At 37.8% G+C, this 25312-nt stretch carries 24 protein-coding genes and 1 riboswitch; of the genes, 2 read left to right on the forward strand and 22 right to left on the reverse strand.

The window, feature by feature from the left end; translation table 11 throughout:
- Nucleotides 1-162: 162 nt before the first annotated feature.
- The 16 genes from rpoE to MKZ17_RS17290 all read right to left on the reverse strand — a co-directional run bounded on the left by rpoE (nucleotide 163) and on the right by MKZ17_RS17290 (nucleotide 20467).
- On the reverse strand, nucleotides 163-738 hold the full coding sequence (gene rpoE, locus MKZ17_RS17215; RefSeq protein ID WP_340724962.1) for a DNA-directed RNA polymerase subunit delta: 576 nt from the start codon (nucleotides 736-738) through the stop codon (nucleotides 163-165).
- Nucleotides 739-813: 75 nt separating this feature from the next.
- Nucleotides 814-972: a hypothetical protein gene (locus MKZ17_RS17220; RefSeq protein ID WP_340724963.1), complete on the reverse strand. Its 159-nt coding sequence runs from the start codon at nucleotides 970-972 to the stop codon at nucleotides 814-816.
- Nucleotides 973-1166: 194 nt separating this feature from the next.
- Entirely contained in the window at nucleotides 1167-4409 is a 3243-nt protein-coding gene (gene icmF, locus MKZ17_RS17225; RefSeq protein WP_340724964.1) for a fused isobutyryl-CoA mutase/GTPase IcmF, read from the reverse strand.
- A 72-nt stretch (nucleotides 4410-4481) separates the two neighbouring features.
- The gene (locus MKZ17_RS17230) at nucleotides 4482-5117 is read right to left on the reverse strand and encodes a TetR/AcrR family transcriptional regulator (RefSeq protein WP_340724965.1); all 636 of its coding nucleotides are present in this window, start codon (nucleotides 5115-5117) and stop codon (nucleotides 4482-4484) included.
- Nucleotides 5118-5120: 3 nt separating this feature from the next.
- Nucleotides 5121-6257 carry an acyl-CoA dehydrogenase gene (locus MKZ17_RS17235; protein ID WP_340724966.1) on the reverse strand — a complete coding sequence of 379 codons (1137 nt, stop codon included), beginning with the start codon at nucleotides 6255-6257 and terminating at the stop codon, nucleotides 5121-5123.
- Between the two features lie 36 nt (nucleotides 6258-6293).
- Nucleotides 6294-7430: an acyl-CoA dehydrogenase gene (locus tag MKZ17_RS17240; RefSeq protein ID WP_340724967.1), complete on the reverse strand. Its 1137-nt coding sequence runs from the start codon at nucleotides 7428-7430 to the stop codon at nucleotides 6294-6296.
- Nucleotides 7431-7439: 9 nt separating this feature from the next.
- The gene (locus MKZ17_RS17245; RefSeq protein WP_340724968.1) at nucleotides 7440-8294 is read right to left on the reverse strand and encodes a 3-hydroxybutyryl-CoA dehydrogenase; all 855 of its coding nucleotides are present in this window, start codon (nucleotides 8292-8294) and stop codon (nucleotides 7440-7442) included.
- 15 nt (nucleotides 8295-8309) lie between these two features.
- A complete protein-coding gene (locus MKZ17_RS17250; RefSeq protein WP_340724969.1) occupies nucleotides 8310-9500 on the reverse strand; it encodes an acetyl-CoA C-acetyltransferase in 1191 nt (396 codons plus the stop codon).
- Nucleotides 9501-9727: 227 nt separating this feature from the next.
- Nucleotides 9728-12193 (reverse strand): (Fe-S)-binding protein, encoded by a 2466-nt coding sequence (locus MKZ17_RS17255; protein ID WP_340724970.1) that lies wholly within the window; start codon nucleotides 12191-12193, stop codon nucleotides 9728-9730.
- Between the two features lie 249 nt (nucleotides 12194-12442).
- The gene (locus MKZ17_RS17260; protein WP_340724971.1) at nucleotides 12443-13003 is read right to left on the reverse strand and encodes a cob(I)yrinic acid a,c-diamide adenosyltransferase; all 561 of its coding nucleotides are present in this window, start codon (nucleotides 13001-13003) and stop codon (nucleotides 12443-12445) included.
- Between the two features lie 42 nt (nucleotides 13004-13045).
- Nucleotides 13046-14521, reverse strand: a complete 1476-nt coding sequence (locus tag MKZ17_RS17265) for an adenosylcobinamide amidohydrolase (RefSeq protein WP_340724972.1) — start codon at nucleotides 14519-14521, stop codon at nucleotides 13046-13048.
- On the reverse strand, nucleotides 14521-15519 hold the full coding sequence (locus MKZ17_RS17270) for a FecCD family ABC transporter permease (RefSeq protein WP_340724973.1): 999 nt from the start codon (nucleotides 15517-15519) through the stop codon (nucleotides 14521-14523). Before MKZ17_RS17270 ends, MKZ17_RS17265 begins: the two co-directional genes overlap by 1 nt.
- A complete protein-coding gene (locus MKZ17_RS17275) occupies nucleotides 15512-16471 on the reverse strand; it encodes an ABC transporter substrate-binding protein (protein ID WP_340724974.1) in 960 nt (319 codons plus the stop codon). The genes MKZ17_RS17270 and MKZ17_RS17275 overlap by 8 nt, the downstream gene beginning before the upstream one ends.
- Nucleotides 16472-16572: 101 nt before the next feature.
- Nucleotides 16573-16764: riboswitch (cobalamin riboswitch) on the reverse strand.
- An 82-nt stretch (nucleotides 16765-16846) separates the two neighbouring features.
- Nucleotides 16847-17995 (reverse strand): acyl-CoA dehydrogenase family protein, encoded by a 1149-nt coding sequence (locus MKZ17_RS17280; RefSeq protein ID WP_340724975.1) that lies wholly within the window; start codon nucleotides 17993-17995, stop codon nucleotides 16847-16849.
- 367 nt (nucleotides 17996-18362) lie between these two features.
- Nucleotides 18363-20030, reverse strand: coding sequence for an arginine--tRNA ligase (gene argS / locus MKZ17_RS17285; RefSeq protein ID WP_340724976.1), 1668 nt, complete (start codon nucleotides 20028-20030; stop codon nucleotides 18363-18365).
- Entirely contained in the window at nucleotides 20030-20467 is a 438-nt protein-coding gene (locus MKZ17_RS17290; RefSeq protein ID WP_340724977.1) for a DUF1934 domain-containing protein, read from the reverse strand. Before MKZ17_RS17290 ends, argS begins: the two co-directional genes overlap by 1 nt.
- Nucleotides 20468-20663: 196 nt before the next feature.
- On the opposite strand from MKZ17_RS17290, the gene MKZ17_RS17295 reads away from it, so the two are divergent.
- A complete protein-coding gene (locus MKZ17_RS17295; protein WP_340724978.1) occupies nucleotides 20664-21749 on the forward strand; it encodes a GGDEF domain-containing protein in 1086 nt (361 codons plus the stop codon).
- Nucleotides 21750-22158: 409 nt separating this feature from the next.
- Here the strand turns inward: MKZ17_RS17295 and MKZ17_RS17300 are convergent, their stop codons facing one another.
- The 4 genes from MKZ17_RS17300 to MKZ17_RS17315 form a co-directional block, all read right to left on the reverse strand.
- Entirely contained in the window at nucleotides 22159-22623 is a 465-nt protein-coding gene (locus MKZ17_RS17300) for a protein-export chaperone SecB (protein ID WP_340724979.1), read from the reverse strand.
- 3 nt (nucleotides 22624-22626) lie between these two features.
- Complete coding sequence (locus tag MKZ17_RS17305; protein ID WP_340724980.1) at nucleotides 22627-22917, reverse strand: hypothetical protein; 291 nt, start codon at nucleotides 22915-22917, stop codon at nucleotides 22627-22629.
- 22 nt (nucleotides 22918-22939) lie between these two features.
- Entirely contained in the window at nucleotides 22940-23485 is a 546-nt protein-coding gene (locus tag MKZ17_RS17310; protein ID WP_340724981.1) for a hypothetical protein, read from the reverse strand.
- A gap of 281 nt (nucleotides 23486-23766) precedes the next feature.
- Entirely contained in the window at nucleotides 23767-24117 is a 351-nt protein-coding gene (locus MKZ17_RS17315; protein ID WP_340724982.1) for a hypothetical protein, read from the reverse strand.
- Nucleotides 24118-24406: 289 nt separating this feature from the next.
- On the opposite strand from MKZ17_RS17315, the gene MKZ17_RS17320 reads away from it, so the two are divergent.
- Nucleotides 24407-24610, forward strand: a complete 204-nt coding sequence (locus MKZ17_RS17320; protein ID WP_340724983.1) for a helix-turn-helix domain-containing protein — start codon at nucleotides 24407-24409, stop codon at nucleotides 24608-24610.
- A 37-nt stretch (nucleotides 24611-24647) separates the two neighbouring features.
- Here MKZ17_RS17320 and MKZ17_RS17325 read toward each other — a convergent pair whose 3' ends face one another.
- Nucleotides 24648-24971: a phage head closure protein gene (locus MKZ17_RS17325; RefSeq protein ID WP_340724984.1), complete on the reverse strand. Its 324-nt coding sequence runs from the start codon at nucleotides 24969-24971 to the stop codon at nucleotides 24648-24650.
- On the reverse strand, nucleotides 24958-25254 hold the full coding sequence (locus MKZ17_RS17330) for a head-tail connector protein (RefSeq protein ID WP_340724985.1): 297 nt from the start codon (nucleotides 25252-25254) through the stop codon (nucleotides 24958-24960). Before MKZ17_RS17330 ends, MKZ17_RS17325 begins: the two co-directional genes overlap by 14 nt.
- Nucleotides 25255-25312 lie beyond the last annotated feature (58 nt).

The raw sequence follows: 25312 nt of genomic DNA on the forward strand, positions 1-25312 counted from the left end.
TGCTGAACATAAGTTAAAAAACAAAAAACGCTCCTCCTGCATGTTTTGCAGGGGGAGCGTATAGCTTATACGGTCAATCTCCTTTTAAAAGGAGCCCAAGTAAAAGATTATACGGAACTGAAAAAGAAGTCAAGTACTTTCAATTCAGAATTGAAAATAGGCTTATTTTAAAGGTTCTTCTTCTTCTAATTCTTCGTCTAACTCTTCTTCCTCTTCATCGTCCTCGATAATGAAGCTATCATCTTCTTCGATTAGTTCTTCGTCGAGATCATCTGAATCGATTTCTTCAATCTCTTCTTCAACGAAATCGATGTCCTCTTCAACGTCTTCTTCCTCTTCGTCAACGAATTCATCATAATCTTCATCAAATAATACATCTTCTTCTTCAAGATCAATTAAATCGTCATCTTCATCTGCCGCTTTTGCTTTCTTTTTACGAGACTTAATTGTCGGTGCAGTTTCTTCTTCAATTGTTTCAACTTTGTACCACTCACGTAGGCCCCAGCCATTCTCATGGTTTAATAAGAAACGACCTTCAACATTTAAGTCTGTATAAAATTGTACTAAGCGAGATTTTAAATCCTCGTCTGAAATACCATTTAATTTTTGGATTTCCTTTAATAAACCATTTAAAGGCATCGCTTGTTTTTTATCTTCTAAAATAGCATAGGCTAAGTCGATTAACGACTCTTCCGCTAATTGCTCATCTGTCATACCACGAAAGTTCAAATCGTGCACGTCCTTTCTTTAATTACATGTCATATCATAAGCATATTACCCATTATATACAAACATACTATAACTATGCTAGCTTCATTTCTTGTTTTTTAATTTTGTTGCTTTTTTATATGCTACATAAAATAAAATAACAGATAAAAGAAGTAGCGGGATTGCTGCTAACTGCTTGTTATAAAGAAAGAAGGTTGCGATTAGGCAAACTAGAATTAAAATATAATGCATATTTTGTAACACCGTATCGCTCCTCCTTCATTTCTTGAATGTGAAATATTTATATTTAATGCATCTGTTCTCACTTGTTAGTATATCGAAATTTTTGAGTTACGTGGTAATTTCAGTCGCAATTTCTACATTTTTTGCAAAAACTTCACTTTAGAAGAATTTCGTCTCATTAAAGTAGTTAATTTCTACACATTGAAAAACGATTTTTACATATTTCGGCGATATTGTCCACCAACTTCATAAAGTGCATGCGTAATTTGACCAAGACTTGCTACTTTTACTGTTTCCATAAGTTCTTTAAATATATTCCCACCTGTTTTTGCAACTTCTTTTAATCGATGAATGGCTTCTTCCACCTCTTTAGCATGTGCCTGCTTAAACTTTTCTAAGTTCTCGATTTGTAATTCTTTCTCTTCCTTAGATGCTCGTGCAATTTCCATGTTGTTGATTGCGTCTTCAGAAGGTGGATTTGGATTTAAATAAGTGTTCACTCCTATAATCGGCAATTCTCCTGAATGCTTTAAGTGCTCGTAATACATTGATTCCTCTTGTATTTTACCACGCTGATATTGGGTTTCCATCGCACCAAGCACCCCGCCTCGGTCATTCATGCGATCAAACTCTTCAAGCACCGCATTTTCTACTAATTCGGTAAGCTCCTCAATAATAAATGCCCCTTGTAATGGATTTTCATTTTTGGATAGACCATGTTCCTTCGTAATAATCATTTGAATCGCCATCGCACGACGTACAGATTCCTCCGTTGGTGTCGTAATTGCTTCATCGTACGCGTTTGTATGCAATGAGTTGCAGTTGTCTTGCAACGCCATTAATGCTTGAAGTGTCGTACGAATATCATTGAAATCAATTTCCTGGGCATGTAAGCTACGGCCAGATGTTTGGATATGATATTTTAATTTTTGTGAGCGTTCGTTTGCTCTATATTTCTCCCGCATTACAACAGCCCAAATTCGTCTTGCTACGCGCCCAATAACTGTATACTCTGGATCTAAACCGTTCGAGAAGAAGAAGCTTAAGTTCGGTGCGAAATCATCAATATGCATGCCACGACTTAAATAATACTCCACATACGTAAAGCCGTTTGCAAGGGTAAAGGCAAGTTGTGAAATAGGGTTGGCACCCGCTTCTGCAATGTGATAACCCGAAATCGATACAGAATAATAATTGCGAACTTGATGGTCAATAAAGTATTGTTGAATATCCCCCATCATTCGTAATGCAAACTCTGTACTAAAAATACATGTATTTTGTCCTTGATCTTCTTTTAAAATATCGGCCTGCACTGTTCCTCGGACGATTTGTAATGTCTTTTCACGTGTTTCTGTAAACTCCTCAACTGACAATGTTCGACCAAGCTCTTGCTCACGCTTTTGTACTTGCTGATCAATTGCTGTATTCATAAACATCGCTAATATGATCGGCGCAGGACCATTAATCGTCATCGAAACTGATGTAGATGGGGCACATAAATCAAAGCCCGCATAAAGCTTTTTCATATCATCTAGCGTACAAATACTTACGCCCGACTCTCCAATTTTCCCGTAAATATCTGGACGAATATGTGGATCCTCACCGTAAAGCGTGACCGAATCGAAAGCTGTCGAAAGTCGCTTTGCATTATCATCTTTTGATAGATAGTGGAATCGTTTATTCGTACGTTCTGGTGTCCCTTCCCCAGCAAATTGGCGCTTCGGATCTTCACCTTCACGCTTGAATGGGAAAACACCTGCTGTATATGGAAATTCTCCTGGTACATTTTCTGTATATACCCAGCGTAAAATTTCTCCATAGTCTTTAAAATTTGGTAATGCCACCTTTGGAATTTTTAAGCCAGACAAGGACTCTGTTTTTAATATTGTTTTAATTTCTTTATCGCGTACTTTCGTAATCAACTCATCGCCTGAATAAGACTCTTTTAATGCTTGCCAGTTGGCTAAAATTCGTTTTGATTCTGCTGTCAATGATTCCTTAATGCCAGTAATAAGTGAGTCAATAGAGGTGATTAATGCATCCTCGTTTATGGCTAGTTGCGCTTTTGTTCCTTCTAACTGATATAGCTTTGTTGCTAGTTCAGCTTGTTGCTCTGCCTTTTTATGATAATGGCGTACTGTTTCCGTAATTTCGCGCAAATAATAACGGCGGTCATTTGGTATAACGATATTTTGTTTTTGTGTTTTAACGAATTGCTCATAGGAAGTCACCCAATCGAAGCCTAACTTCTCATTAATCTTTGTAATTAACGCTGCAAATAATGAGTTTGTGCCTAAATCATTAAATTGAGACGCAATTGTTCCATAAACAGGCATTTTCTCGAGTGGCTCCTCCCACAATTCGCGGGATCGTTGGAATTGCTTCTGCACTTGACGAAGGGCATCCTCCGAGCCTTTACGTTCAAATTTATTGATTGCAATTAAATCGGCATAATCGATCATATCGATTTTTTCAAGCTGCGTAGGTGCTCCAAATTCGCTCGTCATAACATACATGGATAAATCCGTATATTTTGTAATTTCTGCGTCTCCTTGCCCGATTCCACTTGTTTCTACAAAAATCAAATCAAAGCCTGTCGCACGCACAACATCTAATACGTCACCAATTGAATTTGAGAGCTCTGTGCGAGAACCGCGCGTTGCTAAACTGCGCATGTAAACGCGATTATTGAAAATAGCGTTCATACGAATTCGATCCCCTAATAATGCACCGCCCGTTTTTTGCTTCGTTGGATCAACAGACAATATGGCAAGCTTTTTATCTGGGAATTCTTGTAGAAATCGGCGAATTAACTCATCCGTTAACGAGGATTTTCCCGCGCCCCCCGTTCCCGTAATTCCGATTATAGGCGTTTTTTTATTCTTTTTACGTGCAAGCGCTAACATTTCAGTAATTTCTGTATTACCTCCATTTTCAGCTGCAGTAATTAATTTTGCTAAAATTTCTGGCGTGTCTGTTGTTAATTTTTCTAGAAGTGCTTTGTAATTTCCTTTTAATGTAGAGAAATCAGCGCCTTCCATTTTTTGATTAATCATTCCTTGAAGTCCAAGTTTGCGACCATCTTCCGGTGAAAATATGCCTGCAATCCCGTATTCATGCAATTCCTTAATTTCGCGTGGCAAAATAACGCCACCGCCACCACCAAAAATTTTAATATGTGGCGCACCTTTTTCACGAAGTAAATCGTACATATATTTAAAATACTCCATATGTCCACCTTGATAAGAAGAAACCGCTACCCCTTGCGCATCCTCTTGAATCGCTGCATTGACAACCTCTTCAACTGAGCGATTATGCCCTAAATGAATAACCTCTGCACCACTTGCTTGTAAAATTCGACGCATAATGTTGATTGATGCATCATGCCCATCAAAAAGACTAGATGCTGTAACGAAACGAACGTGATTTTTCGGTTGATACACTTCTACTTTTCCCATATTAAAGTCCCCTTTGTTAAAAAAACCGCATAAAGCAAACCTTTCAACAGTTGCTCTACACGGCGTTTTTTATTATTCCTCAAACTGCAGTATACCTTGTAAAAACATCGTTGTTTGCAATTCAATATATTGTTCAATTGTAAAGCGCTTTTGCAGCGCCCATTTGCGAAATGCCCAGCTTTGCCCTTGCACGACGACATGATTGGCTGCTAAATAAATAGCATCTTCTGAAAGTGACAAATTGCCAGCCTTCACACAATCTTGTAGCATTCGTTCAAAAATAGCGACCATTTCTAACTCTTTGTCTAAAATGTAATGCATCGCATCTTTCGGGAGAGATTTTGTTTCCTGATACATAATTGTAAACTCTTCAGGCATTGAATCAATCAGTAAAAAATATTGCTTAATCGCTTCCTTTAAGCCTTCAATTGTCCCCGTTTCAGATAGAAATTGTGATAGACATTTAGTAACTTCATTAAAAATATTGTCACAAACTAAAAATAAAACATCCTCTTTTGTTCTAATATATTCATACAACGTACCAATACTAAATCCCGCTGCCTTTGCAAGCTCACGCGTTGTTGCACGGTGGAATCCCTTTTCTTTAAAAAGCCTTACACCCGCGTCAACAATTTGCTGGCGGCGTTCAATAATTTTATTTTCATCTTTTATTGACGATTCCACATGCAGCTTATCTATTTTAGTCATACATTACTTCGTCAGCATACGCGAAATTACGAGGCGTTGAATTTCTTGTGTGCCCTCATAAATTTGCGTAATTTTTGCATCACGCATATAGCGCTCTACTGGATAGTCCTTCGTGTAGCCGTAACCTCCGAATACTTGAACAGCTTCTGTCGTTACTTTCATCGCTGTATCCCCAGCTAATAATTTTGCCATAGCGGATGCTTTCCCATATGGTAAATCATTCGATTCTAACCATGCTGCTTGATACGTCAATAAACGAGATGCTTCAATTTCTGTTGCCATATCTGCTAATTTAAAGGATACACCCTGGTTTGCTGATATTGGCTTACCGAATTGTACACGCTCTTTTGCATATTCTACTGCTGCATCTAATGCACCTTGTGCAATCCCAACTGCTTGAGCAGCAATCCCGTTACGCCCACCGTCTAATGTTTTCATTGCGATTATAAAGCCTTGCCCTTCTGCCCCAAGTAAATTTTCTTTTGGTACACGGCAATTATCGAAAATAATTTCTGTTGTCGGTGATGAACGAATACCTAATTTCTTTTCTTTTTTACCAACTGAGAAGCCTGGGAAGTCCGCTTCTACGATGAATGCAGATGTACCGTTTTTAGACTCCGGATCTGTTACTGCGAATACAACATAAATGTCTGCTACCCCACCGTTTGTAATGAAAATTTTAGAGCCATTTAAGATGTAATCCTCTCCATCTTTTACAGCGTACGTTTTCATACCACCAGCGTCACTTCCTGAACCCGGCTCAGTTAAACCGTATGCGCCAATTTTCTTTCCTTCAGCCATTGGACGTAAATATTTTTGCTTTTGCTCCTCATTACCGAATTTAAAAATTGGCCAGCCAGCTAGTGATGTATGTGCTGATAATGTTACCCCAGTTGATGCACACACGCGGGATAATTCTTCGACAGCGATACAGTAAGCTAAATAATCAAAACCTGCACCACCATATTCTTCTGGCCACGGAATACCTGTTAAGCCAAGCTCCGCCATTTTATCGAAAATTGTGCGATCGAATTCCTCATGTTCATCACGGTGCTCAGCAGTAGGTGCTACTTCATTTACTGCAAAGTCACGAATCATTTCGCGTAATTGTTGATGTTCTTCTGATAATTGAAAGTTCATTTCCCATTTCCCCTTTGATTGTTCTATTTTGTACGATTATCCGAGTACATGCTTTGCGATGACAATACGTTGAATTTCACTTGTACCCTCGTATATTTGTGTCACTTTCGCATCACGGAAATAACGCTCTACAGGATAGTCTTCTGTATAGCCATAGCCGCCAAATATTTGGACCGCTTCGATTGCTGTATCCATCGCTGTTTGTGAAGCAAATAATTTCGCCATTGATGCTTCTTTTCCGCAAGGCAAGCCTTGCGAACGTAATGACGCCGCATTGTAAACGAGTAATTTAGCCGCTTCTACCGCAGTCGCCATGTCGGCCAATTTAAAGCCTACCCCCTGTTGCTGTGCGATCGGTTTTCCGAATTGTACACGTTCCTTTGCATAGCCCGTTGCTGCTTCAAGCGCTGCTTCGGCAATTCCTAAACTTTGAGCGGCAATGCCAATACGTCCTACATCTAAATTCGCCAGCGCAATTTTAAAGCCGTCTCCTTCTTGCCCTAACAAGTTACTTGCAGGAATATGCATATTTTCAAAAGTTAGCTGCAGCGTTCGTGAGCCATGAAGCCCCATTTTTCGCTCATCCTTGCCGATAATGAAGCCTGGTGTCCCCTTCTCTACAATAAAAGCTGAAATGCCTCGGGAACCTGCCTCGGGATTTGTTGACGCAAACACAATATATACGTCTGCCTCTCCACCGTTAGTAATAAATACTTTGGCACCGTCTAAAATATATTCATCCCCGTCACGAATTGCACGAGTTTTTAGTGATCCAGCATCACTGCCTGCACTTGGCTCCGTTAAGCAAAAGGCTCCAATATATTCACCGCTCGCAAGCTTTGGAATATACTTTTGCTTTTGTTCTTCGTTTCCAAAATATAAAATGGGATTTGTTCCAACTGAGGTGTGGACAGATAAAATGACACCGATTACTGCACTGACCTTTGAAAGCTCATGAATAGCAATAATATAGGACGTAAAATCCATCTCAGAGCCCCCGTATTGTGTTGGAGCAGTAATGCCCAACAAACCAAGATCTCCCATCTTTTTTAAAATCTCTCGAGGAAACTCTCCAGCCTCCATTTGCTCGACGAAAGGTTGAATTTCTGCTTCGGCAAAGTCACGGACCATGTTCCGCATCATCAGTTGTTCGTCCGTAAATTGTAAATTCATCTAACCACCTCAGTTTTCGTATATGTAGAAGCCGCGACCAGATTTTTTCCCGAGCCAGCCTGCAGCCACATATTTTCTTAATAACGGACATGGTCGGTATTTACTATCACCAAGACCTTCATGAAGAATTTCCATAATCGATAAACACGTATCTAAACCAATAAAATCAGCAAGCGTTAGTGGTCCCATAGGATGATTCATGCCCATCTTCATTACATCATCGATTGCTTCCTTCGTCGCCACCCCTTCATAAAGCGCATAAATGGCCTCATTGATCATTGGCAATAAAATACGATTCGAGATAAAGCCTGGGAAATCATTTACCTCTACCCCTGTCTTCCCTAATTGCTTTGTCATGATTGCCACTGTTTCGTATACTTCATCCGCTGTTGCAAGTCCACGAATAATTTCAACGAGCTTCATCACTGGCACTGGATTCATGAAATGCATTCCAATAACTTTCTCAGGGCGATTCGTTACCGCAGCGATTTCAGTAATCGGAAGACTTGAAGTATTCGTTGCCAAAATTGCTTGTGCTGGTGCAAGTTTATCTAACTGCTTAAAAATATTTTGCTTTATTTCCATATTTTCAACGGCAGCCTCAATGATAATATCTGCATCCTTTGCATCCTCTAGTGACAACGACATTGTAATACGAGAAAGAATCGCTTCTTTTTCTTGGGCCGTCTTTCTTTCCTTCTCCACATCACGTGTTAAATTTTTTGTGATTGTTTGAAGACCGCGCTCATAAAATTCCTGCTTAATATCATTTAAAATGACGCTATAACCTGCTTGTGCGCAAACTTGTGCAATGCCAGAACCCATCTGTCCAGCACCGATGACCATAACTGTTTGAATTGTCATACGTATTTCATCCCCTTAGTTCGATACTTCAATTAAAATTGCATCCCCTTGACCACCACCTGAGCAAATTGCCGCGATACCTAATCCACCGCCTCGACGTTTCAGCTCGTATGCAAGTGTTAAAATAATGCGTGCACCACTTGCACCAATTGGATGCCCCAGTGCAACTGCCCCCCCGTTCACATTGACCTTTTCTGGATTAAGCCCACTAATTTCATTACTTACTAGGGCAACCGCTGCAAAAGCTTCATTAATTTCGATTAAATCGATGTCTGCCAATGATTTCCCGCTCTTCTCGAGCAGCTTATTAATGACTAATCCAGGTGTTTGGGGAAAGTCTTCTGGTGCAACCCCTACTTCAGCATGCGCTAAAATTGTTGCTAATGGCTTACGGTCCTCTCGAATAGCACGTTCCTCATTCATCAACACAAGTGCACATGCCCCATCATTCACTCCCGGTGCGTTGCCTGCTGTAATCGTTCCATCACTACTAAATGCCGACCGTAATTTTGCAAGCGTTTCCATTGATGTGCCTACGCGTGGTGCTTCATCTTCAACGATTCGAATTGGCTCACCTTTTCGCTGTGGAATGTCCACTGCAACAATTTCTTCAGCAAATTTACCAGATTTCATAGCAGCGATTGCTCGTTCATGACTACGAACAGCCCACAAGTCTTGCTGTTCCCGGGAAATTTGGAATGAATGGGCGGTTTCGTTTCCGTAAATGCCCATATGCACCTGCTTTGGATGAAATGCACATGAAAGCCCATCATAAATCATACCGTCTACTAAACTTGCATCCCCCATGCGCAAGCCGAAGCGACCTTTGGGCATATAGTAGGGCGCATTGGACATTGACTCCATGCCGCCAGCAACAATCACTTCTTCGTCCCCTAAACGAATCAATTGATCAGCAAGCGTTACACTACGCATTCCTGATGCACATACTTTATTAATTGTTTCTGTTTTGACTTCCCATGGAATGCCTGCCTTTGCTTGTGCCTGTCTAGATGGAATTTGTCCCTGACTAGCTTGTAACACCGTTCCGATAATAACTTCCTGTACTTCTGTCGTTTCAATATTTGCTTTTTTCAATGCTTCTTTAATAGCAATACCACCTAAATCACTGGCAGTAAATGAGCTAAGTGCACCCCCGAATTTCCCAAATGGCGTTCTTGCACCTTCTAAAATTACTGTTCTCGACAATCCACACACCCCTTTGTTTGATAATCGTGAAAGCTTGCTTGAAATACTTTATTGTAACTTAAATTTGAGCCACATTTACAATTTGACTGAACGCTCGCTCAATGTTGGTGTTTAAAAAAATGGGAGTATTTCCACTCCCATTTTTTCACTTAAACTTATTGTACGAAATCAAATTCTTTTACGCAATTAAATTATTCGAATAAACTGAATATAAATTTATTACTCTATTAATCTTTTTTTTCATCTGTTTTATCAATATTTTCTTCCGATTCACCAGTAACTTCTTTGACTGACATCTCTGTCGCAGCTTGTTGATCTACAACGACAACTTCTTCCACTGTTTCTTGTTGTGGTTGAGTAGTCGGCTTTTCTGCATGCTCTGTGGATACAGCCGCATGTTCCGCTTCCCCTACATTTGACTCTTCGGCAATTTTTGGCTGTTCATTAACTGGCTCTAATTGTTTCTCTTCAGTAAGTGATACTGCTTCCTCTGTAATCGGTTGCTCTGTCACTTCTTCAACTAGAACTGCTGGTACAACATTTTCTACAGCTTCTTCTACTTCTAGCTCTTCAACAACCACTCCCCCAGGTGTACCAAATACCGCACGTTCCAATAGCTCAGCGATATCGTATGTGCCGACAGTATCTTCTACTTCTTTCGCCTTAGTACCATCAGATAACATCGTTAAGCAGTAAGGACAGCCTGAAGAAATAACTGAAGCATTCGTCGCTAATGCTTGCTCCGTACGCGCAACGTTAACACGATTTCCAACGTGTTCTTCCATCCACATTAAACCACCACCTGCACCACAGCACATACCTTCTTCACGATTACGTGCCATTTCTACAAGCTTCACGCCTGGAATGCCTTTTAAAATTTCACGTGGTGGATCATACACATCATTGTAACGACCTAAGTAACATGAATCATGGAAGACGATTGTTTCATCCACACGGTAATCCATCGTTAGTCGACCTTGTTGAATTAAATCGTATAATAATTCCGTATGATGAAGTACTTCACCCTTCCAGCCGAAATCTTGATATTCATTTTTGAAAATATTGTAGGCATGTGGGTCAATCGTGACGATTTTCTTCACGTCATTTTTCTCAAATTCATCAATATTAGCTGTCGCAAGCTCTTGGAATAAAAACTCGTTTCCTAAACGACGTGGTGTATCTCCAGAGTTCTTTTCTTTATTTCCTAAGATCGCGAATTTAACGCCAGCCTTATTCATTAACTTGGCAAAGGCAAGAGCAATTTTTTGTGAACGGTTGTCAAATGAACCCATCGAGCCAACCCAGAATAAGTACTCCATTTCTTCGCCTGATTTTTTTAGCTCTTTCACTGTTGGTACATAAACTGTTTCATCTAGTTCACGCCAGTTTTCTTTTTCTTTACGGTTTAAGCCCCATGGATTTCCTTGACGCTCGATATTTGTCATTGCGCGTTGTGCATCTGGATTTACTTTTCCTTCTGTCATCGTTAAATAACGGCGTAAATCGATAATTTTATCAACATGCTCATTCATTACTGGACATTGGTCTTCACAGTTACGGCACGTTGTACACGCCCAAATCTCTTCTTCTGTAATAATGTCACCGATTAATGATGGGTTGTAAATGTTTTCAATGACCGCTCCCTCTGCACCAGCAGCCATTGCTAATTGATTCCCTTGTGTATTCGTAAAGAATGAGAAAGGTACCCAAGGCTTTTGCTTTGTAACAACTGCCCCTGTGAATGTTAAGTGGTCACGTAATTTGACGATTAAATCCATTGGAGACAACATTTTACCTGTCCCTGTTGCTGGACACATGTTTGTACAGCGACCACATTCTACACAAGCATATAAATCAAGCATTTGCTTTTGTGTAAAATCTTGTATTTTCCCAACACCAAGCGGCGGCATACTTTCCTCGTCTTCCGCTTCCTCAAGTGCCGCAAAATCAATTGGACGTAATGTTCCGATACGATCTTGGCGATTCACAAAGACGTTAATAATGGATGTTATTAAGTGGAAGTGCTTACCTTGTGGAATGTATACAAGGAATGCTAGTAACGCTAATAAATGTGCCCACCACATAACGAAAAACCCTACAGCTGCAAAAGTTGGTGACAACCATTGGAATGCCCAAGCAATTGCAGATGCAACTGGCTCTGAACCGGATAAGCCATGGTCCTGCCAAATTAAGTACATCCCATTACCGATCAATGTAGCAAACATTAAAGTCGCCAAGAAAATATAGACAAGGCCATTTTTTGCCCCACGTTTTAATCGGGCAAGCTTTTCCATATAACGGCGATAAAATGCAATCGCTACAGCAATTAGAATCGTTAATACAACAATTTCTTGTGTGAAGGTAAACACTGGATACAATCCACCAAGTGGTAAATGTGAACCTGGTGCTAGCCCTTTCCAAATTAAATCAATTGCACCAAGTTGAACCATTAAGAAGCCATAGAAAAACAGTACGTGTACGAGCCCCATTTTTTTATCTTTTAATAGCTTCGATTGTCCGAATACCTTTTCAACAATATCACCTATGCGTTTTGATAAATTTTGATCAAATTCTTCTTTTCTACCTAACTGAATATAGTTAAAGCGCGTTTTTAATAAGTAAGCAAATAAGCCAAGCGAATAAAACAATACTAGTAAAAACGCAATCCAGTTAATAATTAATAGCGTGTTCATCCTCAATTCCCCCCTGTTTCGCTATGTTCATACCCCTTTGTACGTATAGCTGCGTGAAACAAACTATATTTCCATACTATTGTATAAGTTCATTTTAATTATGAATGAGCATTCAGTCAATATAATTCGTCTTTTATTCTGAAAATTAAATTAAAAATAAAAAATGCTAGCAAGACAATTTTACCGTCATTAGCTAGCATTTTTCATCATTAGTTATTCACAACAATAGCTACAAATTGTAGCTACAGCCTATTTAAAGACATTGGCACTTCGGATATATTCAACATCTTTTATACTTAAACGGTGATTTACTACTCGTGCAGCAGCAAATAAATAATCCGATAAACGGTTTAAATATTTTTGAACAATCGGTGACACGTCATCAATTTCCTTCATTAACGAGACCGTTTGACGCTCAGCACGTCGCGCAACTGTTCTTGCAATATGAAGCGTTGCTGCGGCTGGTGCACCCCCTGGTAAAATAAAACGTTGTAAGGCAGGTGCTTCATCTGACAGTGCATCAATACGTTTTTCTAAAATAGCAATCGGCTCTTCTGATAACTTATTGTGACGTTCTTTCATCACATTTGCTAAGTCCCCGCCACCATCGAATAACTCATGCTGAATCGCTGTTAAATCATTAATGACATCTTGAAATTTTGCCGAATCTAATTCACTAACTGCTTTTCCAATAAAGGAATTTAGCTCGTCAATTGTTCCGTATGCCTCTACACGTAAATGATCCTTATCAACGCGGCCTCCAATAATACTCGTCTTACCCGTGTCGCCTTGCTTCGTATATAATTTCATAATACTCCACCCTTTCTTTTTTGATAAAATACTTAATTAATGTTAAAAAGTATCGTTGTTTTGTGCTTTCTTATACTTATTAATTGCTGCAATCGTCACTTCAAACACACCACGACCAATTAACTTTCCTACTTCAGTAATTGGACCAGCATAAGGCATTACTTTCCCATACTGAGTTGCTGCAATTAACAAGCTGTCAGTAGCTGTACTTGTAGCAATTGTTCCTGTAAAAGGGTCTATTACTTGTTGATCAGCTAAAGCTTTCGTTTTCGCCTCCGTAGCAGTAATCATCGCTTGAATAAATGCCTCATCCGTTAATTTCCCGTTGATGAATACCCATGTATTAATCGTACCGACATGAGGATCTTCATCTCGTAAATAGGTTTTCGTTACATCGACACTATTACCAATTCCTGCAGTTACCATAACAATAATTTCAAGTTCATTGGCAGAAAAACTTTGAATTGCTACACATTCAGTTGGCACTGCCGTTAACATCACAACTGTGTTCGTCGGAGAAAATTTTCGTTGTACTAAAAACGCCAATGTTTCTTCTTTTACTAGCTCAATATTATAATATGGGGAAATGGCGCGATTTAAAAATGTTTCATACCAGCCTATTCCTGCATTATGAACGGCAGATGAAATTACCTTTAATGGTGATTTCGATCTGTATTCAATATATTCCTTTGTAATGACAAAATCGCTCACACTTACTTTTGAATTAACAAGCCCTACTTCATTTGCTGGAAGCATCGTAATTTGTGGTTTTGGTAATTCAGGATGGGGATACGTCGCTACACGTGCTTGATACACATCGGCAATTTGCTCTTCTAAAATAACTTCATGGGGCAATCCGTATGCTCTTAGTTCCCCGTTTTCTAATAACAATAACTCATCGCAATATAATGATGCTAAATTAATATCATGAAAAATAGAAACTACAGTCAGTTCATTTTCTTCGACTTCCCTACGAAGCATATCCAAAATTTGCTTTTGATGGGCAATGTCTAAATGATTCGTCGGCTCATCTAATAATAAGAGCTCTGCGTTTTGGGCGAGCGCTTGGGCAATAAAAACACGTTGTTGTTCACCACCGGATAAAAACTCTAAATATTGTTGCTGATAACGGGATACACCTGTACTTTCCATCGCACGCTGTACAATTTCTTCATCCTCTTTTGACCAGGAAGAGAAAAAGCCACTTTGATGTGGATATCGTCCTAAGGAGACTGCATCGTAAACAGCATTTGAAAAGGTACTCGCATGTAATTGTGGAAGCACTGCCATTTTTTTTGCCAACTGTCTAACATCATAGCTTTCGATAGACTTATTATTAATATAAACTTCTCCGTTTGTAGGCTTTATTACTCCACTAATCAGCTTTAATAATGTCGATTTCCCACTACCATTTGGACCGAGAATACCAAGAATCTTGCCTTTTTTCACGTGAAACGTCATATTTTTAACAATCGATTCCCCTGCATAGCCACCTGTTAATTGATGTACTTTTAACATTACGCTACCCCCTTTCTTCGTTGCTTAAAGAATATATAAGCAAACACTGGAGCCCCAATAAAGGATGTAATCACCCCTATTGGAAGCTCTATTGGGGCAATAATTGTACGGGATACTAAGTCACAAATGACAAGTAAACTTGCACCGTTTAAAAAAGAAAGACTTAATAAATGTCGATGATCTGCACCGATTAAAATCCGGACCATATGTGGTACAACTAACCCAACAAAGCCAATCGTACCAGATGCTGCTACTGCGGCCCCTGTTAAAATCGAACCACCTGCTAAAATGATATATTTACTCCGTTTTACATCTACCCCTAAATATTGCGCACGTTCTTCTCCGTAAATCATCGCGTTTAGCTCACGGCGCTTTAACCAAAGCATGACCGTTCCTATTATCATAAATGGAACAACCATTTTTACATATGGCCAGCCGCGCATCGACACACTACCCAATAGCCAGCCAATTATTTCTCGGAGTTGCTCACCTGTTAAAGCAACCATCAATGAAATACATGAGCCAAGAAAAGAACTAAAAATAATTCCTGTTAAAATTAAAGTTTCCATTTTCATCGTACGGTCTACTAGCTTCGCAAAGCTTAATACGACAAACATTGTAAGTGCAGCACCAGCCATACTAAATACCGGTAGTGTAAACGTTCCTAACACCGGAATTGAAATGCCTAAAAAAATTGTCATAACTGCACCAACGGAAGCCCCTGATGAAACACCCAGAGTGTATGGATCCGCTAATGGATTTTTAAGTAAGCCTTGAAATGCTGCACCCGCAATAGCCAGTGATGCCCCGATTAATGCTGCTAAAATGACACGAGGCATACGAATTTTCCAAAGGATGCTGTATGCTACAGGATCCGTCGTTTTATCCCATAATGTCGAAAAGGGAATATCGACCGAACCAAATGAAATACCAATCCAAACACTGCTAAAAAGTAATACAATCGATATTACATAAGCGATTGTATATTTTTTATTCATTAAATGCCTCTGGATAAATTGCTTCTGCGATTGACTCAATACCTTCTACAATTCGAGGACCTTGACGTGTTGTTGTATCGCCATCAACAAGTTTAATATTGTCAGTCTTCACTGCCTTCATTTCTGCATATGCTGCATTGTTTGAAATAGCATCTATATCACTCTCATACGTGACTAAAATCACATCTGCATTACTACTCACAAATTGCTCAGCACTATACATTGGCCAACCTAGCTCTTGCACAACATTTTCAACATTCAGAACATCTAACATCTCATCAATAAAAGTATCCTGCCCTGCTGCATATAAATCAGGTTCTGTTCCAACAACGATAAATACTGATTTCTCTTCAAGGTCCGTTACTTTGTTTTCGATTTCTGTAATCCCTTGCTGTATAGAGGCAATTATTTCAGTCGCTTCAGACGTTTTCCCCGTTAGCTGACCAATTTGCTCGATCGTTGTATATGTTTCTTCAAAAGTTAAGGCATTTTTTACAACGAATACTGGAATACCTATTGCTTCAAGTTGTGCTATCGCTTCTTCACCAAAGCTATAAAGCCCTGATTCGTGCGCTAATACTAAGTCCGGTTGCAATGCAATAATGGCTTCTATATTGAATTCCATTCCACCTACTTTTTCTTTCGTAGCCGCTTCTTCTGGATAATTATCGTTATCATTAACTCCGACTATTTGTTCATTTAGCCCTAGTTCGAATAAAATTTCAGTATTGGATGGGATAAGTGATACGATGCGCTCCGGTGCTTTTTCCATTGTCACTTCTTTTTGTAAAGCATCTTTTAACGCCACTGGAAATAGTGCTTTTGTTTGTTCTGTCGTTTGATCCGTTTGTTCTTCATTAGGTGTCTTATTTGTAGCTTCCTCCGCACCACATGCTGAAAGAATTACGAGTGATACAAGTCCTACAGAAGATAATTGTTGCCATTTTTTCATTGATAGTTCCTCCTCAAAAAGAAAAGCCTCCTACATTAGGAGACTTAAGATAAAAGTAAATAATATAAAAATTATTCACCCCATCCTATCCGCGTAGGTATCATTTGGGTAATGTAAAGGCAGGTCTCCTGGCTTATGCTTGAACATTTCGTATCGCCTTCCCAATAAACATAATCAGTGGCTTTTGATACAAACTAGCATTTACAGTGGCGGGACCGCATCGGATTTGAACCGATTTCCCTTTTACTCCTTATTTTCAAATAAAAATAAGAACCTTCACACGTAATATTCATTTTTTACTTCTTACATTATAGCGGAAATTAAATTTAATGTATGTAACGATTGGAAAATTTTCAGAAAATTCCTCTATAATCATTAAAGAATTGCTGTTTCCGCTAAGCGTTTTATTGTTAAATCGTCCATTGGTGGATTGTGAAGACCCGCACGCACATCTCGGTAATAGCGTTGAAGTGGATTTGAACGTTGTAAACTTTTTGCCCCGACAAGTCGCATTGCCTTGTCAACAACATCGATCGCCGTATTCGTTACGACATGCTTTGCGATATTGATTTCGTTGACGATTTCAGCTTTTTTTGTAGCATCATTGTATAACTGCGCAACTCCATAAATCGTAAAACGTGCATTTGTTAAAGCTAAATCCATTTCTCCAATTAACGTTTGGACATTCGGTAGTTGTGCAATCGTCCCTTGAATACTATTTGGTGAATGGTTTTTAGCAAACTGTACTGCATAATCCCTTGCTGCTTGAGCAATTCCTAAATATGTCGCAGGTATTAATAACAGCCATCCATTCAGTTTAAAACCTGTAGAATAACTTGGTATTTCAACTAAATTAGAGCGCTCCACACGTACATGATTAAGTACAAGATCATCGCTTCCTGTACCACGCATCGACATAACATCCCACGTAGTTTCTACTAATACACCCTTAGCTGTTTTTGGAACGAGGAAAAACCCTAAATGGTTATCATCTTCAATCCAGGCCGACACTAAAAAATAATCTAAATCTGGGGCTCCACTCGTATAATTTTTACGTCCATTAATAAGATAGAACTCCCCATCTCTTACAGCTGTTGTGCCTGGTTTTCCCCCTCGTACAGGACTACCCATGGCAAATTCGCTTACTGCCCGGTTTACGGTCGCTCCATTATTGACCTGCTCAGCGAACCAGTCTATTTTTTCTACAGGCCAATAACGATTTTCAAAAATTTCACCGACGTTTTGAATTGTCCATGAAGCTGCTAACCCCGTGCTACCACAATAACTTGATAATGTTTCATGAAGTAATACTGCATCATAGACCGATAAACCAGCACCGCCATATTGTTTTGGTAAAGTAATTTTTGTATACCCTATTTCACGTAGCTTTTTGAAATTTTCAAATGGAAAAATAGATTCTTCATCTATTTTACGAGCGTTTGCTTTAAAGCTTTCCTCCAATGTCTCTAATTTTTTTAACCATTCACGTTGTTCTTCCGTATGAATAAATAATTGTTTACTCAAATGAAACACCACCTATTTTATTTATTCTACTCTCCACTCTATTATTGAGTTCAATATTAATGTCGGAAATTCCTGAGTCAATTATATAGGAATTATTTCAAGCTAAAAATAAGGGAGCTTTCTTCGTTTGAAGAAGGCTCCCTTAAAAGTAATTTACATTTTCTCTGGTGCTGATACACCAATTAATTTCAATGCATTTGTAGCTGTCGGCTTCGCCTTTCGCTACAGAATGGGATTGTATTTTTACAGAAGTTTGTTGTTTACATTTTTTCTGGTGCTGATACACCAATTAATTTCAATGCATTTGTAGCTGTCGGCTTCGCCTTTCGCTACAGAATGGGATTGTATTTTTACAGAAGTTCGTTGTTTACATTTTTTCTGGTGCTGATACACCAATTAATTTCAATGCATTTGCTAATGTTGTTTTTACTGCTGTAATTAATGCAAGACGCGCTTCAGTTAGCTCTTTGTTATCTTGGTTTAATACTTTTTCCGCATTGTAGAAGCTGTGGAATGCAGCTGCTAAATCTTGAATGTAGTTGGCGATACGGTGTGGTGTGCGGTGTTTCGCTGCATCTGCCACGATTTGTGGGAATGCACCCACTTTTTTCAGTACGTCTTCTTCTTTTTCAGCTGTTAATAACGCTAAATTTTCTAAAGAAGCTGTAAATCCTTGCTCTTGTGCTGAACGTAAAATTGACGAAATACGTGCGTGTGCATATTGTGCATAATACACTGGGTTTTCGTTAGATTGTGAAACAGCTAAATCTAAGTCAAAGTCCATATGTGAATCGCCTGCCGTTTTTACAAAGAAGTAACGTACAGCATCTAAGCCCACTTCTTCTACTAATTCACGCATTGTAACTGCGTTACCCGTACGTTTCGACATTTTGAATTTCTCGCCGTTTTTGTATAGCTGCACCATTTGGATAATATCTACTTCTAATGTACCTCGGTCATATCCTAACGCTTCAATTGCTGCTTTCATACGTGGAATATAACCATGGTGGTCCGCGCCCCAAATATTAATTAATTTATCAAAGCCACGATGTAATTTATCTTCATGGTATGCGATATCTGGTGTTAAGTAAGTAAATGAACCGTCGTTTTTAATTAATACGCGGTCTTTATCGTCACCAAATGTAGTTGAACGGAACCAAGTTGCGCCTTCTTCTTCAAATACGTGACCATTTGCTTTTAACTTATCTAAAGCAATCTCAATTTTCCCATTTTTGTATAAAGATGTTTCGGAATACCAAACATCAAATTCAACTCGGAAGTTTTTTAGATCGTTTTGTAATTTCGCTAATTCTAATTTTAAACCGTGCTCACGGAAGAAGTTAAAACGTTCTTCTTCTGATTTCTCCAAAATTTCAGTACCAAATTGCTCTGCTAATTTCCCAGCAATTTCAACAATATCTGGCCCATGGTAACCGTCTTCTGGCATTTCAGCGTCCATATTTAATGCCTGCTTGTAACGCGCTTCTAATGAGTACGCCAAGTTGTTAATTTGGTTACCTGCGTCATTAATATAGTATTCACGAGATACGTTAAAGCCTGCGAAGTCCATTACGTTACATAAAGAATCCCCTACTGACGCACCACGGGCATGTCCTAAGTGTAAATCACCTGTTGGGTTTGCAGAAACAAACTCCACTTGTACTTTTTGTGCATTACCAGCGTTTGACCGACCGTAGTTTTGTCCTTGTTCGAATGCCGCTTTTACAACACCTGCTAAGAAATCTTTACGTACGGTAATGTTCATGAAACCAGGGCCTGCGATGTCGATTTTTTCAATATCTGTGCCTGCTGTTTCAAGATTTTCTAGAATTGCTTCTGCAATAGCACGTGGGGGCTTTTTAGCTAATTTAGTTAGTTGCATTGCTACGTTTGTTGCAAAGTCGCCATTTGCTTTATCTTTTGGTGTTTCTAAATGAATATTTATTTCTGTGCCAGCTTCTACTAAGCCTGCTTTATCGATCGCCGCTTTTAACGCATCTTTAATCGATTGCTGTAATTGTTCTACTGCGTTCATTACTGTACCTCCGAAAATTGAATTTCTAATGTGTATTTGCCGACTGAATTGCCGCCAATTATAAGATCATATTGTGTTTTAAAGTTTCCTGAAACTTTGTCTCCCTTATTGACCTCAATCGCTAGCTGGTCTGTATGTGTCACAAGTGGTAATGAGCCAAAGGGACTTTCATAATGCCCGTTCTCACGTATTGTGGGATTTAGCGGTAGCCGCATAGTAACACCACCATTACGGTTAATAAACGATCGCTCTGGGTTTAACTTAACAGTCGTTTGAATTTGTAATTCTTCCTGTACTTCTTCGTAGCGTAAATAATGACTGCCACCCTTTTCTAGAAGGTTGCCTTCAAGCCACATTTCATATTTTTCAAGCTCGCCCTCAGTTGGAATGATGGAAGAAACGAGCTTAATTTTGACGTTCTTTCCGACATCTTTCATGGTAAAGTGGACCGCCCTTCTTTTCTTATATAACCTTATTATTATAGGATGAAAGTATCTATTTTTTCAACAGTAATGTATATTTTCAACTGACCTATTCAAAAGGGCTATTATCAATTTTGTTATTATGATATAAAGAATAGGAATTTACGGTAAAGTAATTAAGCCGTCAATCTTTCATAAAGTGGGGAAAATTATGTTTTCTGAGTTTTTTGTGAACTTTTCAATATTATTTTGTTTTACAGTACTAATATTTTGGCTGTTTACTCAATATTCTAACAAGCCATTTATTAGCAAATATAAGTCTGTTATTGTAGGAATTTCATTCGGTGTTGGTGCACTTATTTTAACAGTTTTAACCGCCCCATTTGCCAACGGGGTATTAATTAATAATCGTACAATATTCTTATTGTTTGGTGGTTTACTCGGTGGACCTGTTTCCGTTCTTATTATAGGTCTTATTATTGTCTTTAGCCGTGAAGCCCTACTTTTCACTTCAACTTTATCTTATATCATGATGTATAACATACTATTTGTAACCCTTATTACTGCCGCTATCGCATATAAAAGACCGATTACATATCAAAATATGCCAATTTACTTCTTCGCTTTAACTTTTGAGCATATTTTGGTGTTGCTCATCTACTATAAATGTTCAAGCCAAGGTATTTTATATTTAGTTATTTATTTAATTTTTTCTACTGCTGCATTTTATGTCATTCGAACACTACTCTCACAGTTGGAGGATACAAGTAGTCAAATCAAACGGATTTATCAACTTGGTAAAATGGATTTTTTAACACAACTTCCTAACAGTAAAGCCGCAGAGCAGAAAATAATTTCTTATATGAATGCCCGAACACCATTTGAATTACTCCATATTGATATTAGAAATTTTCAAAATATAAATTGTCAATATCGTTATAAAGTAGGTGATGAATTAATAATTCTAGTCGGGGAAATTTTACAAAAGCAACTTCCGGATAATGGATTTATCGCAAGGATTGGTAGTGATCAATTTTATATTGTATTACCATTCCATGAGCCTGCGTCCGCCATCCATTTTGCTTATCAGGTTGATCAGAAAGTCCGGCAATTCGTCTTTGAACCAAATAATGAAATTCAATTATCGTTAGCGATTGGTATTAGTTCTTACCCATATAACACCATTAAGTTGGAGGAGCTTTATGAAAAAACCTATCGTGCTCTTAAGCAGGCTAAGATTCTAAGCAATCATCATATTTGCCATTACAACCAACTAAAGCAACTTCACAAAAAATAGCACTCTGTAGTATTTTCTAAACAATTTTTCAACAAAATACAAAACGGCTAGCATATTCAAACAAATGCTAGCCGTTTTCATATTTATTTCACCCAACCTAAAATGGGCACGTTGCAATAGGGGTTGTATTTATATCCTAAAGTATTGATGTATCAAGGTTTTAAAAGGAACGTTAACATTATTACTTTGCAATAAAATGCATGTAAATTAACTAAATTGGGGCTGATTTTGGGGCTAATTATAAAACGCTTTGGTGGGCATCTTTATAGGGATGAATTAATTCGGTAAGCGTGTGTACAGGTATGTGTGAATTAATTCTACATCTACTAATAAAAAATAAAATTAAGACATAAACAAACTCGCACCCTCATGACTTATCAAAAGGGTACGAGTTTGTTTTAATTTTGACCTATAGCTTTTCATCTATTTTCTTATCTTCAACTGTTTCTTCAGCTGCATTATTTTCTTCAACAATTTGAATAGATTCTAATAACTTAATAACATTAATCGACGGTAATGTTACAGGTGGTATTCCTGAGATAGAAGTAAGTGTTGAAATATGAGCACGTAAATAAGGGAATAAAACACTAACTGCATTTACAAAATATTCTTGTATCTTTCCTTTTTCTACGCTAAAGAAACCCACTATTGAAACTTCTATAACAAATGGAACTTGTTGGAATTCTTCATTTGAATTAACCCCACACTCTAACAGAACTATCCCAGAGTTTTCGTTATCTACACTAACCATGAAATCTACATCATAACTAATATTTAGATCTAAGCGTGTTTCAGGACTGTCATGAAAGTTTGTATTAAAACGGAATTCCGATTTATCAACTCTTACTCTATCTATCTTTAAATCACTTAACATATTTTATGCAACTCCCTTTAATAATGATTCGTTAACTCGAATCATTCCTCCTAATTTTGCATAAGTAGAAGTGTCCATTCTTTGATTTAATTTATAGTCATTAATTGTTTGTGAAAACAAACCATGCTCTCCGTTATATAATTCTTGATCAGACATTTTAAATGTTATTTCTCTAAATCCAGGGAAAAGTTCAGATATATCAACGTATCCAGCTGATTTGTATATCTGTTCAGCTTCTTCAAGTGTAAATACATTAAAAGTGTCTTTAAAAAAATCACCTAATTGAATTCCCATTATAATCACCTCAAATATTTAATTAAATGATGTTAATTGTTTTTATAATACCCTTATTTTTAACACATAATTCAGTTCCATTAAAGAAATTTGACAATCTTGGCATCTCCTTAAAAGGAGTATATGTATCTTTTATTACTAAATGAACATCTTGACCTGATTTATGAATTAAATTTTCAATTATTACACCATCTAAACAATCTCTACTTTTTCCACCAATTCCACTAAAATATCTTCTTTTTAAAGTGTTTAGTGCTTTATCATTTTTCATAATTTGGTTAAATACGTCACTATTTTTTTTATCATTTAAATCTAATATCTTAGACTCATCAACTTCTATTTCACATTCTAGTACACGAATAGATTCTGCTTTTTTATTTTCCTTTAAAGCAAAATTAAAAGCATTATCAATTGAGTCGTGATAAAAGTATGCTCCAGCACCTAAATCGCCAGGTACTTGCTCTAATTGTGCTTTATTAAATGAGTAAGATTTAATTTTAAACCCATCTACCTCTATAGACGTGGCACACTTTTCATTTGTTCCATGATACCCCTTATACTTATTCAATTGCAACCTCTCAACTCTTCCGAAATATATTTAAAAAGATATTAATTTCATATTATACGATTTAACGTTTATAGTCCATACAATATACCTCATTTGTAAATAAATCCCTAATTAAGAACGAAAATTAACTTAATACCAATCTACTTGCTAAAAATCTTCCTATTATTTATTCTCGTACCACCTATATGCTCACTTACAAAGGTATATTGTTCTCAATACATCTTTCATATTTAACCGAGCAGCCACATTTTTTAGTTGTAGCTGCACCCTAATTGGTATATTCAATTTGTATTTACCTGGTTCGATTGCTCCAACTTACTTCTAATAAGCAAATCAAATGCCGCATCCGCATGAATGTTAATATCTTTTATTTCCTTTGACATTTCTTTAACCAACGGAAGAAAACCCATATCAATTAAACGCACAGTATCACGAATTTCAGCAATTGACAGAAATGCCATACTTGCGTCTTTATCCCAACCTTTGTGAACAATATCGTCAATACGTTCCATTAATCTTGCTACTGCCCCTTGTACAACCTCTAATTGAACTATTTGTGCCGATAATGCATATACACTATGATTAGTTTCTTGTACTGCTTTTTTCAATAACTGTTGTGAAATTTGCTGCATGTTCTCATTCTCCTTTTTTATTTGTTTTATTTGCTGCTGCTTCAAGTAATAACATGCGATTACGTAAAGATAACGCTCTCCATTCTTTTGGTGTAATAAACAATTACCTCACTCCTTCATTTAAATTGCGGCTTATTTCTTGTAAATTCACCGCCACCTATTGATATATTATGCACATTGCAATGTGCTTTATATATATTATAATATGCATTATAGTGTGCATTGTCAACACTAAAGTTGAAAAAATGACTACCACAGTGTATATTTTATTCAAAGGAAGGTGAAACCGTTGATAAAAGTACATTTATCTAAATTACTTGGCGAACGTAAAATGAAAATTTCGGACTTATCAAATGTTACTGGCTTGCACAGAAACGGATTAAGTAAGCTATACAAAGAAGAAACTGATGGTATTAAATTTGAGACGCTAGAAAAAGTTTGCAAGGCTTTAGATTGCAAGATTGAGGATTTATTAGAAATAATCGAAGAATAACAAAAAAGCCCTGTACCAAATAGTACGGGCTTAATTTCTATACACTCAATTTCGTTCTTCCAATAATCGTGAGTGTTTTATTCCGCAAATTATCATTCACAATTTCATCAATATCATAACGCCGCCCTTGATATTCAATAATCATTTTGCTTGTGATTGCTGGATTGTACCGCATGATAAATCGAAACGTATTCTTTTGAAATTCCATCCCAGCCGTTTGAATATCCTCGCCTTTCAACGTTCGAATATCCGCCCAGAAGTAGCCTAATTCCTTTTCTACTTCAATTTCCTGTAATAGTTCATCTATTTCAATAGTGACCTCTAAAATGCGAATACGATGTCTATAATTACTCGGAAGCATAGTATTTCCCCCTCATTTGCTGTAATAGCGTTTGTACGGTCGTAGGGATATGTTCCTTCGGTGTATCGAAGCGTCCCTCATACCAATGCTGTGTGAGCAAACTAACCGCCCAATCGTATTGTTGATAGCCTTCTATCGTGCCATCTGTATTATCGCTATCAATTGCATCCTTCACATATCCTTTAGCTGTATCAAGTAATGCCGTAATTAATCCATCATCAAAGCTATGATCTATACGCAATGATAATTTAACGTTTTCTAATGTTGCTGTAACTAAATTCATAATCAATCCTCCCTTTCTATAAAAATAGGGATAGACATAGTGCCTACCCCTTAATAAC

This window comes from Solibacillus sp. FSL R7-0682 (genome assembly GCF_038005985.1).
GTDB lineage: Bacteria > Bacillota > Bacilli > Bacillales_A > Planococcaceae > Solibacillus.

What these genes read in the sequence shown, in the direction of transcription:
- icmF (WP_340724964.1), bottom strand. Translation starts at nt 4,409, where the DNA reads ATGGGAAAAGTAGAAGTGTATCAACCGAAAAATCACGTTCGTTTCGTT.
- MKZ17_RS17295 (WP_340724978.1), top strand. Translation starts at nt 20,664, where the DNA reads ATGTTTTCTGAGTTTTTTGTGAACTTTTCAATATTATTTTGTTTTACA.
- MKZ17_RS17240 (WP_340724967.1), bottom strand. Translation starts at nt 7,430, where the DNA reads ATGAATTTACAATTTACGGACGAACAACTGATGATGCGGAACATGGTC.
- MKZ17_RS17235 (WP_340724966.1), bottom strand. Translation starts at nt 6,257, where the DNA reads ATGAACTTTCAATTATCAGAAGAACATCAACAATTACGCGAAATGATT.
- MKZ17_RS17275 (WP_340724974.1), bottom strand. Translation starts at nt 16,471, where the DNA reads ATGAAAAAATGGCAACAATTATCTTCTGTAGGACTTGTATCACTCGTA.
- argS (WP_340724976.1), bottom strand. Translation starts at nt 20,030, where the DNA reads ATGAACGCAGTAGAACAATTACAGCAATCGATTAAAGATGCGTTAAAA.
- MKZ17_RS17245 (WP_340724968.1), bottom strand. Translation starts at nt 8,294, where the DNA reads ATGACAATTCAAACAGTTATGGTCATCGGTGCTGGACAGATGGGTTCT.
- MKZ17_RS17290 (WP_340724977.1), bottom strand. Translation starts at nt 20,467, where the DNA reads ATGAAAGATGTCGGAAAGAACGTCAAAATTAAGCTCGTTTCTTCCATC.
- MKZ17_RS17325 (WP_340724984.1), bottom strand. Translation starts at nt 24,971, where the DNA reads ATGCTTCCGAGTAATTATAGACATCGTATTCGCATTTTAGAGGTCACT.
- MKZ17_RS17305 (WP_340724980.1), bottom strand. Translation starts at nt 22,917, where the DNA reads ATGGGAATTCAATTAGGTGATTTTTTTAAAGACACTTTTAATGTATTT.
- MKZ17_RS17270 (WP_340724973.1), bottom strand. Translation starts at nt 15,519, where the DNA reads ATGAATAAAAAATATACAATCGCTTATGTAATATCGATTGTATTACTT.
- MKZ17_RS17255 (WP_340724970.1), bottom strand. Translation starts at nt 12,193, where the DNA reads ATGAACACGCTATTAATTATTAACTGGATTGCGTTTTTACTAGTATTG.
- MKZ17_RS17260 (WP_340724971.1), bottom strand. Translation starts at nt 13,003, where the DNA reads ATGAAATTATATACGAAGCAAGGCGACACGGGTAAGACGAGTATTATT.
- MKZ17_RS17230 (WP_340724965.1), bottom strand. Translation starts at nt 5,117, where the DNA reads ATGACTAAAATAGATAAGCTGCATGTGGAATCGTCAATAAAAGATGAA.
- MKZ17_RS17315 (WP_340724982.1), bottom strand. Translation starts at nt 24,117, where the DNA reads ATGCAGCAAATTTCACAACAGTTATTGAAAAAAGCAGTACAAGAAACT.
- MKZ17_RS17265 (WP_340724972.1), bottom strand. Translation starts at nt 14,521, where the DNA reads ATGTTAAAAGTACATCAATTAACAGGTGGCTATGCAGGGGAATCGATT.
- MKZ17_RS17300 (WP_340724979.1), bottom strand. Translation starts at nt 22,623, where the DNA reads ATGTTAAGTGATTTAAAGATAGATAGAGTAAGAGTTGATAAATCGGAA.
- MKZ17_RS17330 (WP_340724985.1), bottom strand. Translation starts at nt 25,254, where the DNA reads ATGAATTTAGTTACAGCAACATTAGAAAACGTTAAATTATCATTGCGT.